Source organism: Micromonospora siamensis (assembly GCF_900090305.1).
Lineage (GTDB): Bacteria > Actinomycetota > Actinomycetes > Mycobacteriales > Micromonosporaceae > Micromonospora > Micromonospora siamensis.
The window spans coordinates 3,567,059-3,578,143 of the sequence record NZ_LT607751.1; the positions used below are offsets into that span (position 1 = coordinate 3,567,059).

The 11,085-nt window shown below is 73.9% G+C and carries 11 protein-coding genes; 5 read left to right on the plus strand and 6 right to left on the minus strand.

The window, feature by feature from the left end; all coding sequences use genetic code 11:
- Positions 1–8 precede the first annotated feature (8 nt).
- Complete coding sequence (locus GA0074704_RS16460; RefSeq protein ID WP_088971326.1) at positions 9–434, minus strand: hypothetical protein; 426 nt, start codon at positions 432–434, stop codon at positions 9–11.
- A 129-nt stretch (positions 435–563) separates the two neighbouring features.
- On the opposite strand from GA0074704_RS16460, the gene GA0074704_RS16465 reads away from it, so the two are divergent.
- Positions 564–1,328, plus strand: coding sequence for a neutral zinc metallopeptidase (locus tag GA0074704_RS16465; RefSeq protein WP_088971327.1), 765 nt, complete (start codon positions 564–566; stop codon positions 1,326–1,328).
- 123 nt (positions 1,329–1,451) lie between these two features.
- Complete coding sequence (locus GA0074704_RS16470) at positions 1,452–2,099, plus strand: HAD family hydrolase (RefSeq protein WP_269458898.1); 648 nt, start codon at positions 1,452–1,454, stop codon at positions 2,097–2,099.
- Between the two features lie 80 nt (positions 2,100–2,179).
- Here GA0074704_RS16470 and GA0074704_RS16475 read toward each other — a convergent pair whose 3' ends face one another.
- From GA0074704_RS16475 to GA0074704_RS16490, 4 genes are all read right to left on the minus strand, one after another.
- The gene (locus tag GA0074704_RS16475) at positions 2,180–4,729 is read right to left on the minus strand and encodes an ABC transporter permease (RefSeq protein ID WP_088971328.1); all 2,550 of its coding nucleotides are present in this window, start codon (positions 4,727–4,729) and stop codon (positions 2,180–2,182) included.
- Positions 4,729–5,496 (minus strand): ABC transporter ATP-binding protein, encoded by a 768-nt coding sequence (locus GA0074704_RS16480; RefSeq protein WP_088971329.1) that lies wholly within the window; start codon positions 5,494–5,496, stop codon positions 4,729–4,731. The genes GA0074704_RS16475 and GA0074704_RS16480 overlap by 1 nt, the downstream gene beginning before the upstream one ends.
- A 317-nt stretch (positions 5,497–5,813) precedes the next feature.
- Positions 5,814–6,500: a response regulator gene (locus tag GA0074704_RS16485; protein WP_088971330.1), complete on the minus strand. Its 687-nt coding sequence runs from the start codon at positions 6,498–6,500 to the stop codon at positions 5,814–5,816.
- A 208-nt stretch (positions 6,501–6,708) separates the two neighbouring features.
- Positions 6,709–7,674, minus strand: coding sequence for a RecB family exonuclease (locus GA0074704_RS16490; RefSeq protein ID WP_231926478.1), 966 nt, complete (start codon positions 7,672–7,674; stop codon positions 6,709–6,711).
- A 144-nt stretch (positions 7,675–7,818) separates the two neighbouring features.
- Here GA0074704_RS16490 and GA0074704_RS16495 point away from each other — a divergent pair, with 144 nt between their 5' ends.
- From GA0074704_RS16495 to GA0074704_RS16505, 3 genes are all read left to right on the plus strand, one after another.
- Complete coding sequence (locus GA0074704_RS16495; protein WP_377471113.1) at positions 7,819–8,910, plus strand: site-2 protease family protein; 1,092 nt, start codon at positions 7,819–7,821, stop codon at positions 8,908–8,910.
- A complete protein-coding gene (locus GA0074704_RS16500; protein ID WP_088971331.1) occupies positions 8,907–9,944 on the plus strand; it encodes a tRNA (adenine-N1)-methyltransferase in 1,038 nt (345 codons plus the stop codon). The genes GA0074704_RS16495 and GA0074704_RS16500 overlap by 4 nt, the downstream gene beginning before the upstream one ends.
- 191 nt (positions 9,945–10,135) lie before the next feature.
- Positions 10,136–10,705: a hypothetical protein gene (locus GA0074704_RS16505; RefSeq protein WP_088971332.1), complete on the plus strand. Its 570-nt coding sequence runs from the start codon at positions 10,136–10,138 to the stop codon at positions 10,703–10,705.
- Positions 10,706–10,780: 75 nt separating this feature from the next.
- On the opposite strand, the gene GA0074704_RS16510 is transcribed toward GA0074704_RS16505, so the two are convergent.
- Positions 10,781–11,074 (minus strand): ferredoxin, encoded by a 294-nt coding sequence (locus GA0074704_RS16510; RefSeq protein ID WP_088973737.1) that lies wholly within the window; start codon positions 11,072–11,074, stop codon positions 10,781–10,783.
- Between the last annotated feature and the right edge of the window lie 11 nt (positions 11,075–11,085).

Below are 11,085 nucleotides of genomic sequence, written 5' to 3' on the forward strand. Positions count from 1 at the left end.
GGATCCCGTCAGCGCCGGACGCCGGAGCCGGCCGCCACCAGGGCGTCCCGCCAACCGCGCATGTTCCATGCGGCGCGTTCGTTGAACATCGCGTCGACGAACCCGGGTCCCTCCGTGGCGTCCGGCGCGGCGGCCCGGGCGGCCCGGAACGCGTCGAGCGCCTGCCGCTGCTCGCGGCTGACGTCGGGGGACACACTGGAGCCCCGCCCGACCAGGGCGTACCGTCGGCCGCCCACGTCCAGCAGGAGGGTACGCATCCGGGTGAGTCGGCCGCCGACCTGCCCGACCGGCACCGCGAACACCTCCGCGCCGGCCCGGTCCCGGGCCCGCAGCCAGCCCTGTTCCAGGGTCATCAGCACCGGCACGCAACGGACGCCGTTCCAGATGCTCTTGCGCCAGTAGACGATGCTTGCGTGCGCCACGCCGTTGATCACGACGGCACCCTACCGCTGCGGCGCCACTGAACGTTCTCCGGCCGTGGCACGTGATCAGCAACGGGCATCATCGGCGCGTGCTTGGGGTACTGCGCCTGACAGCGAACGACTGGAGCCGGGGAGGCAACCGTGGGGCAGAAGGCGGGACGTCGGCGGCTGGGACCGCTGGCCGGGCTCATGGTGGCCGTCCTGGTCGGCGTCGGATGCGCGGCCGGCGGGGTGGGCGGCGAGGGTGACCCGCAGGGGCAGCCACCGGAGCAGCAACCCCGGCAGCAGCAGCCCCGCGGCTCGGCCGACCCGCAACAGACCCGCGCCGACGGCACCACCAGCGTCGCGGAGTTCAAGGAGGACTTCAACGGCGCGGTCGGCGGCGCCCAGCAGTACTGGACCGCCCAGTTCAAGGCCTCCGGCGAGCGGTTCCGGCCGATCCGGCGGGTCATCCCGTACCAGCGCGGCGGCGAGGTGGCCTGCGGCGACCAGCCACTGCCCCGCAACAACGCCGTCTACTGCTCGGCCGGCGACTTCATCGCCTACGACGTCAACTGGTCCGTCCAGGCGTTCCGCAAGATCGGCGACGCGTTCGTGTTCTACCTGCTCGGCCACGAGTACGCCCACGGCGTCCAGGTCCGCCTCGGCATCCGCTACAGCTACACCATCCAGCAGGAGCTGCAGGCCGACTGCATGGCCGGGGCGTGGATCGGCGACTCGGTGCGCGACAAGTCGCTGACGTTGCAGGACGGCGACCTGGACGAGCTGCGGGAGGGGCTGCTCGCGGTCGGCGACGACCCGGACCAGCCGTGGTTCGCCGAGGGCGCCCACGGCACCGCCGAGCAGCGCACCGAGGCGTTCTTCCGCGGCTACGAGAAGTCGTTGGACGCCTGCGACCTCGGCTGACCGGCGACGGGACGTGGGTCACCCCGCGCCGGGACCGTCGGCGTCCCGGCGCGGGCGGCTGAGAGGATCCCCGGGTACGCCACACCCCGGGAGGATCCGCTGAGCAGCCCGCACCCCGCCGCCGTGCTCTTCGACATGGACGGCACCCTGGTCGACAGCGAGAAGCTGTGGGACGTCGCCCTGCGCGAGCTGGCCGCCGAGTACGGCGGGACGCTCTCCGACGACGCCCGCCGCGCCATGGTCGGTACCGCCATGGCCACGTCGATGCGCATCCTGCACGACGACCTGGGGCAGCCGGAGCGGGACCCGCTGGTCAGCGCCGCCTGGATCGAGGCGCGGATCCTGGAGCTGTTCCGGACCGGACTGCGCTGGCGGCCCGGCGCGCTGGCCCTGCTGCGTGCCATACGCGCCGCCGGTGTCCCCACCGCGCTGGTCACCTCCAGCGGCCGGCCCCTGGTCGAGGTGGCTCTGGAGACCCTCGGGCGGGACAGCTTCGACGCGGTGGTCTGCGGCGACGAGGTCACCTCCGCCAAGCCGCACCCGGAGCCCTACCTGACCGCCGCGCGGCTGCTCGGCGTGCCGATCGGGCGGTGCGTGGCGATCGAGGACTCGCCGAGCGGGGTGGCCAGCGCCCTGGCCGCCGGGGCGGCGGTGCTGGCCGTGCCGGCGGAGGTGCCGATCGCGCCCGCCGACGGCGTACACCAACTGGAGAGCCTCACCGCGGCGGACCTGGAGCTGCTGGCGGCGCTGCTCGGTGAGTCCCCGGCCTGAGCCGGCGGCGTCCCGTCGATCCGTGCCCGGACGCGTGACGGCCCCACGCCGCCGGCGTGGGGCCGTCACGCTGCGGTCGCTCAGTCGTGGGCGATGGCGCCCAGGACGTTGATCCGGGCGGCGCGGATGGCCGGCACCACCGCGGCGACCACCCCGACGATCGCGGCCAGCAGCAGGAAGACGCCCATCCGACCCCACGGTAGGACCAGGTCGGTGATCCCCTCGTCCTTGAGCGCCCGGACCACGGCCGCACCCAGGCCGGTGCCCACCACCACGCCGAGCAGCGCGCCGAACACCGAGATCACCACCGCCTCCACGGTGATCATCCGCATGGTCTGCGACCGCCGCAGCCCGATCGCCCGCAGCAGGCCCAGCTCCCGGGTGCGTTCCAGCACCGACAGCGCCAGCGTGTTGACGATGCCCAGGACCGCGATCACGATCGCCAGCGCCAACAGGATCTGGATCATCGTGAGCGGCGTGTCCAACTGGCTGGTCTGTTGCTTGATGAAGGCGTCCCGGTCGGCCACCGACACCTCCGGGCTGTCGGCGACCAGCCGGTCGAGCTGCGGCTGCACGTCGGCGACCCGGGCGCCGGGCGCGAGCTGCACGTAGCCCTGGATCGGCTTGGGGATGCGGAAGTCCTTCGCCGCCGACGCCGGCAGCACCGCCGGGTTGGTCAGTTGGGAACTCTCGAAGATGCCGCTGACGGTGTACGTGCGGGCCTCGCCCCGCGACGGCTGGACGGTGACCTGCTGACCGACCCGCACCCCGCGGGACTTCGCGGTGTCCGAGCTGAACAGCATCTGGTCCGGGCCGAGCCGACTGATGTCACCGGCCACCCGCTCCGCCCCGAACACCCGCGTGAGCGCCGCCGGGTCGCTCGACGCGCTCACCCAGGTGTTCTCCCCGTTCACCACCGCCAGGTCGCCGTACTCGCCGTCGACCAGGGCCACCCCGGGGATCGCGGCGGCCTGCTCCAGCACCGCCGGGTCGAAGCTCGGCGGGCGCGGTCCGCCCTGCTGCCCGGCGATCACCAGCTCCGCCGAGATCCGGTCCTCGGCCAGCTTGGTGATGCTGCCCTTCGCCGAGTCCAGGATCACCGTCACCCCGGTGACCAGCGCGATGCCGACCATCAGCGCGGCGGCGGTGATCGCCGTGCGGCGCGGGTTGCGCCCGGAGTTGAGCCGGCCCAGCTTGCCCGGCACCGACCAGGCGAACAGCGACCCGAGCAGCGTCACCACCGGTCGGCTGATCAGCGGGGTGAGCAGCGCGACCCCGATGAAGGTGAAGAGCACCCCGCCGAGGATGGTCGGCAGCGTCTGATCGCCGGCGTTGTCGGTGAGCCCGAGGAAGAGCAGCACCGCGCCGACCGCCGTGACCAGCGCCCCGCCCACGGTCACCTTGGTCAGCGGCCGGTCCGGCGTGGCGACGTCCTGCATCGCCGCGATCGGCGGGATCCGCGCGGCCCGCAGCGCCGGCAGCAGCGCGGCCACCACCGTGATGACCAGACCGACCGCGAACGCGCCGATCACCGCGGCGGCCGGCACGCCCAGGCCGGCCAGGGTGAGCCCGCCGGCGAGCTTGCCGAACAGGTACGCCAGCAGCGCGCCCACCCCGATGCCCGCGGCCAGCCCCAGCGCCGAGGCGACCAGTCCGACCGCGATCGCCTCCAGCACCACCGAACCGACGATCTGCCGCCCGCTGGCCCCGATGGCCCGCATCAGGGCCAGCTCCCGGGTCCGCTGCGCCACGATGATCGAGAACGTGTTGAGGATCAGGAAGGTGCCCACCAGCAGGGCCACCGCGGCGAAGCCGAGCAGCACCTTGTTGAAGAACGACAGTCCCTCCTTGAGCCCGGCGGACGCGTCCGCCGACTCCTGGGCGCCGGTCTTGACCTGGTACCCGTCGCCCAGCGCGCGGGCCACGTCGTCGCGCAGCGCCGCGTCGTCGACCCCGTCCGCGGCGGTGATCCGGACGTTGGAGAAGGAGTCCTTCTGCCCGAGCATCAGCTGCTGCGCCACCGGGGTGGTGAAGGCGACCTCGTTCACCCCGCCGACGGAGTCCCGGCCACCGCTGTAGCCGAAGACGCCGACCAGCGTGAACTCCCGCTTCGGCTCCAGGGTCAGCACACCGACCCGGTCGCCGACCTTCACCTTCGCCGCCTTGGCCAACGCGGCGTTGACCACGATCTCGGTGTCCGCGCGCGGCTCGCGCCCCTCGCGCAGCCGCACCAGGTCGTCCTCGCCCAGCCAGTTCTCGCCCAGCTGCGGCGGCCCGAACGAGGTGACGGCCTTGCCGTTGCTGCCGATCAGCAGAGCACCGTCGGCGGCCACCACGCCGGTCGCCTCGGCGACCCCCGGCACCCCGCGCACCTGCTGGAGCACGGTACCCGGCACGGGCGCCGTGACCTGCTCACCCTCGGTCTCGCCGACCGCCACCTTCGGCTTCGCCGAGACATTGACGTCGACGCCCTCGTACGCGTCGGCGAAGACCTGGTCGAACGAGCGGCCCAGCGTGTCGGTCAGCACGAACGCGCCGGAGACGAACATGACGCCCAGCACCACCGCCAGGCCGGAGAGGACCAGGCGGACCTTGCGGGCGAGCAGGCTCTTCAGCGTCGCCCGGAACATCAGCGGGTCACCTCGACCGCGGTGTCCAGCTTCTTCATGGTGTCCAGCACGGTCTCCGCCGTCGGCTCGGTCAGCTCCGAGACGATCTGCCCGTCGGCGAGGAAGACCACCCGGTCGGCGTACGCGGCCGCGGTCGGGTCGTGGGTGACCATCACGATGGTCTGCCCGTGGGCGCGAACCGAGTCGCGCAGGAACGCGAGCACCTCGGCGCCGGAGCGGGAGTCCAGGTTGCCGGTCGGCTCGTCGGCGAAGATCACCTCCGGGCGGGCGACCAGCGCCCGCGCACACGCCACCCGCTGCTGCTGGCCGCCGGAGAGCTGCGCCGGCCGGTGCCCCAACCGGTCCCGCAGCCCGACCGTGTCGATCACCGTGTCGTACCAGGCCGGATCCGGCTTGCGACCGGCGATCGACAGCGGCAGCAGGATGTTCTCCTGGGCGGTGAGGGTGGGCAGCAGGTTGAACTGCTGGAAGATGAAGCCGACCTTGTCCCGGCGCAGCTTCGTCAGCCCGGCGTCACCCAGCCCGGTCACCGTCGTCTCGCCGATCGACACCGTGCCCCGGGTGACCGAGTCCAGCCCGGCCAGGCAGTGCATCAGCGTCGACTTCCCCGACCCGGACGGCCCCATGATGGCCGTGAACCGGCCACGTTCGAACTCCGCGGTCACCCCCCGCAGCGCGACGACCTGCGCCTCACCGCTGCCGTACACCTTCCACACGTCGTCGGCCCGGGCCGCAGCCCCGGCCTGCCGGCCCACCGTAGCCGTCACGTCATATCCCTCTTCCTGCCGTGGTCGCACCGCCCCCGCTGGTCGGTGCGGCTACTCCATCCTCCGTGCCGCGCTGCCCCGTACCGTCCGCCTGACGGCGGAGCCGGTGCGGATCTTTCGCTGCGGGTCGGCCCCGAGTCCGACTCAGGGTCATCCCCGACCGCCGCGGTCGCGTCGTCGACGCTAGGGCCTGACGCCACGCCAGGATCAACCCCGCCGCGCCGCCTGCGGTCACGGTAGGTGACGACGGCAAGCGCCGTCGTCCGCCCGCAGGAGGATCTTCGGGTACGCCCGACGCGTGGCCCCGGGCTGCGCGGCTACGCCCGGGGGCGTACCAGACCCGACTCGTACGCCAGCACGACCGCCTGCACCCGGTCCCGCAGGCCGAGCTTCGTCAGCACGTGCCCGACGTGCGTCTTGACCGTGGTCTCGCTCACCGCCAGCACCCGGGCGATCTCCGCGTTGGACAGCCCCCGCGCCACCTGCACGAGCACCTCCCGCTCCCGCTCGGTCAGCGCGCTGAACAGCCGCCGCGGCTCCGCCGCCGGATCGGGCAGCAGCTCGGCGAGGCGGTCCAGCAGCCGCTTGAGGATGCGCGGAGTCACCGCTGCCTCGCCGGCCGCGACCGTCCGGATCGCCGCCACCAGATCCTCGGCCGGCACATCCTTGGCCAGGAAGCCGTACGCCCCGGCCCGCACCGCGCCCACCACGTACTCGTCCAGGTCGAAGGTGGTGAGCACCAGCACCCGCACCGGCAGCCGGGCCTCGACGATCGCCCGGGTCGCCGCCACCCCGTCCAGCCGCGGCATCCGCACGTCCATCAGCACCACGTCGGGTAGGAGCCGGCGGGCCAGCTCGACCGCCTCCACCCCGTCGGCCGCCTCGCCCACGATGTCCAGGTCCGTCTCGGTGCCCAGCACCATCCGGAATCCCGCACGCAGCAGCGGCTGATCGTCGGCGAGCAGGACGCGCACCGGACGGGTCGCTCGCGCGCTGTCGGTCATCCGGCCTCCCGGTCTTCGCCGTGACCCTGGTCGTCCTCCGCCGCCGGGCCTCGGCCGTTGCACCGCGCATTGTCGCCCAGATACGCGCCCGCCGTCCGGCCCTGCCCCAAAGGTCGCTCGTCGGCCGTCTGGTCGGGCCACGAAGGGGTGGCTCGTCGGCCGCCCGGCGGGGCCGGCGGCCCGGGTGGGGCCGACGCCGCCCGGCGGTCTATTCGTCGGCGCCCGGCGCGGCCGGTCGGGAGCGGGCGTCGGTCAGCGGATCGGCGGCGCCGGCCGCGACCGGGAACGGCGGCGGCGTCCCACCGAACGCCGGGCAGTGCGCCTGGTGGCTGCACCAGTCGCAGAGCCGGCTCGGCCGGGGCCGGAAGTCCTGCCGCGCGGTGGCCTGCTCGATCGCCTGCCACAGCGCCACCACGGTGCGCTCGAAGCGGCTCAGCTCGTCGGCGTCGGGGGAGTAGTCGCAGACCTCGGCGTCCTTGAGGTAGAGCAGCCGCAGCACCCGCGGCACCACCCCACGGGTGCGCCACAGCACCAGGGCGTAGAACTTCAGCTGGAACAACGCCCGGGCCTCGAACGCCTCCCGCGGCGCCCCGCCGGTCTTGTAGTCGACCACCCGCAACGCGCCGTCCGGCGCCACGTCCAGCCGGTCGAGGTAGCCGCGGATCAGCAGCTCGTCGTCGACCACCGCGGAGATCAGGCTCTCCCGCTCGGCCGGCTCCAGCCGGCTCGGGTCCTCCACCGCGAAGTAGCCCTCCAACAGGGCGGCGGCCGAGCGCAGGAACTCGACCGGGCCGGCCTCGTCACCGGCCACGAAGAGCCCGGCCAGCTCGGGCTGCTCGGTGACCAGCCGGTCCCACTGCGGGGCCACCAGGTCACCGGCCGCCGCCGGGGTACGCGCCGCCGCCGGCAGGTCGAACAGCCGCTCCAGCACCGCGTGCACCAGCGTGCCCCGGGCCTGCTCCACGGTCGGCCGCTCCGGCAGCCGGTCGATGCTGCGGAACCGGTAGAGCAGCGGGCAGGTCTTGAAATCCGCCGCCCGCGACGGCGACAGCGACGCCCGCACCGAGGGCGGGGGCACCACCACCGTGGTGGTGGACACCCCGTCCCGGGGCGCCGGGCCGGCGCCGTGCGGGGCGAGGATTTCCTGTCCGTCGATCACCGGTTCCGCCGTCATGCCCGGAAGGTTAGGCCACCGGTGTGACAGCCCCTCCGTCGCCGCACCGGAGCATGATCCGCGCCGCGTAGCATCGACCCGGTGGAGCAGACGAGCAAGCCGCCGCGCCGACCCCGGCGCCGCCCCGGCCTGACCGTCGGCCGGATCTTCGGGGTGCCGCTGCGCGTGGACCTGTCGATGCTGCTGCTCACCCTGGTCGTCACCGTCACCTACGCCGAGCTGGCCCGGGACCGGCTCGGCTTCACCGCGCTCGGCGGCTACCTGATCGGCCTCGGCTTCGTCGTGTCGCTGCTCGGCTCGGTGCTGCTGCACGAGCTCGGGCACGCGCTGACCGCCCGCCACCACGGCATCGGCGTGCGCGGGATCACCCTGGAGCTGCTCGGCGGGTACACCGAGATGGACCGGGACGCGCCGAACGCCCGGATCGACCTCCAGGTCTCGCTGGCCGGGCCGGCGGTCTCCGCCGTCCTCGGCCTGGCCGCCGTCGGCGCCACCCTCGCGCTGCCCGCCCACACCCTGGCCCACCAGCTGGCCCTGCAACTGGCGCTGAGCAACGTCATCGTCGCGGTGTTCAACCTGCTGCCCGGTCTGCCGCTGGACGGCGGTCGGGCGCTGCGCGCCGCCGTCTGGGCGCTCACCCACGACCGGCACCGGGCCACCGAGGTCGCCGGCTGGGTCGGCCGCGCCGTCGCCGTCGGCACCGCCGTCGGGGTGGTGCTGCTGACCCTGGCCGACGTGGTGGTCCCCCTGGTCCTGCCGCTGATGCTGCTGGTCGTCCTCACCCTCTGGCGCGGCGCCGGCCAGTCCATCCGCTACGCCCGGATCAGCCGCCGCTTCCCCCTGGTCGACCTGCGCCGGCTCGCCCGACCGGTGCTCGCCGTGCCCACCGGCACCCCGCTGGCGGAGGCGCACCGCCGTCGCGCCGAACACCAGCCGGCCGGCGCCGCGGTCACCGTCGTCGACTCCGCCGGCCGTACCGTCGCCCTGGTCGACCCCGCCCGCGCCGAGCGGGTACCCGCCGAGCGTCGCCCATGGGTCGCGGTCGACGCGGTGTCCCGACCGCTGGCCCAACTGCCCGCCCTGCCGGTCGGGCTGGACGGGGAGCGGGTGATGGAGGTCGTCCAGACCCACCCGGGCGCACAGTACGTCGTGACGGCAGGCGAAGATGTCGTCGGCGTTCTGCACATCGCGGATCTGGCGCAGCTCCTGGAACCCAAACGGAAGATGAACACGTGACCGCACAGCCCTCCACCGTCCCGGCCGACCCCGCCACCCCGGCGCTGCCCCCCGTGCCGACCGCTCCAGGTCGCGGCGCGGCGTCAGACGCGCCGAGCTGGAGCGGTCGCAGGGGGCCGTTCCGGGTCGGTGACCGGGTGCAGCTGACCGACCCCAAGGGCCGGATGCACACCCTGACGCTGGAGCCCGGCAAGGAGTTCCACACCCACCGCGGCATCCTCAGGCACGACACCCTGATCGGCCTGCCCGACGGCAGCGTGGTCACCACCACCGGCGGCGGCACCGCCTTCCTGGCCCTGCGCCCCCTGCTGTCGGACTACGTGCTCTCCATGCCGCGTGGCGCCCAGGTGATCTACCCCAAGGACTCCGCGCAGATCGTCGCCATGGGCGACATCTTCCCCGGCGCGAAGGTCCTGGAGGCCGGCGCCGGCTCCGGCGCGCTGAGCTGCTCGCTGCTGCGTGCCGTCGGCACCGAGGGCGAACTGCACTCCTTCGAGGTCCGCGACGACTTCGCCCAGATCGCCAGGCGCAACGTCGAGGCGTTCTTCAACGGCCCCCACCCGGCCTGGAACCTGCACGTCGGCGACGTGGCGCAGTGCGAGGAGACCGGCTTCGACCGGATCATCCTGGACATGCTCACCCCCTGGGAGACCCTCGACATGGTCGAGCGGGCGCTCGTGCCCGGCGGGGTGTTCATCGGCTACGTCGCCACCACCCCGCAGCTCTCCGAGTTGGTCGAGGCGCTGCGTGAGCGCGGCGGCTGGACCGAACCGCGGGCCTGGGAGTCCCTGGTCCGCGACTGGCACGCCGAGGGACTTGCCGTGCGCCCCGACCACCGGATGATCGCGCACACCGCGTTCCTGGTCTCCGCCCGCAAGCTCGCTCCCGGGGTCACCGCCCCGCCGCGCCGGCGCAAGCCCAGCAAGGGCGCCGAGGCGTACGCCGAGCGGCGGCAGGCGCTGCGCGCGGCCGAGGCGGCCCGGCAGGCGGCCGTCGAGGCCGAGCCGGCCACCCCGGAGCCGGAGCAGCCGTGACGCCGACGGCGAGGCGACCGGCGTGACCAGGAACGACGGGAACCGCCGTCGAAACCGGGCCGGCCGGTTGGTGAACGCGGCGCGGAGCCGCGTATCCTCGCCCGCGGCGTGGACCGGCCCTGGGGAGGCGGTGGCATGAGCGTGCGCAACGGCGTGCGGCGCGGTGCGGTCGACCGGTCGGAGGCGACCGCGTGAGCCGGGCCGGCTTCAACGGCGACGTGTCCGCCGTCTTTCCCGACTGGTCGCCGTACCAGGACCTGGAATCGGCCGCCCGGGCCTACCTGCGTGACCCGGACGTGGCCCTGGAGGCCCTCGGCGGGGTGCTGCGCGGCGCCTCCGTGCTCGGCTTCACCCTGGAACGCTTCGTCAACGAGGTCAACGGGGTCTGGCAGGAGGTCGTCGTCTGCGACGGCAGCCGGCTGGTGCTCTGGCACGGCGAGGACGTCCCGCCGGGGGAGGGGCCACCGGGCTCGATGACCTCGTCGCTGCGGGTGGTGCCGGTGACCACCGTCACCGAGGTCGGCTGCCGGCGACGGCTCACCCGGGCCGAGAGCGGCGAGATCCGGGTCGACAGCATCGACGTCTATCTGCTGCTCACCTCGCTGGACGAGGCGCCGCCCGGCGACGAGGTGGCCGGCGCGCCCCGACACGACGCGCTGCGCTTCGGCAAGACCCTCGACGACGGCGGCGCCGGTCAGATCGCCCGGCTGGAGGAGTTCGCCCGGCTGGTCGCCTCGGTGGTCGGCCGGCCGGTGCTCTGAGCGCCGGCCCGCCGTCTGCCCTGAGCCCCGGTCCGCCGCCTGCTCCGAGACCCGACCCGCCGGCCGGCGGGTCGGTCAGTCCTCGGCGTCCGGGCCGGCAACCTCGACGCCGTCGCTGCCGCGCACCACGTGGATGCAGTCGCCGGGGCACTCCTTCGCCGAGTCGATCACCTCGAGGCGCAGGTGCTCCGGCACGTCGACCCGGCTGCCCGGGGCCAGCCGCAGCTCGCCGTCGGCGCCCTTGACGTACGCCAGGCCGTCGACGTCGAACTCGAAGACCTCCGGCGCGTACTGCACGCAGAGTCCGTCACCCGTGCAGAGATCCTGGTCCACCCAGACCTGCAACTGGTCGGTCGCGACCTCGGCCACCGGTGCACCCC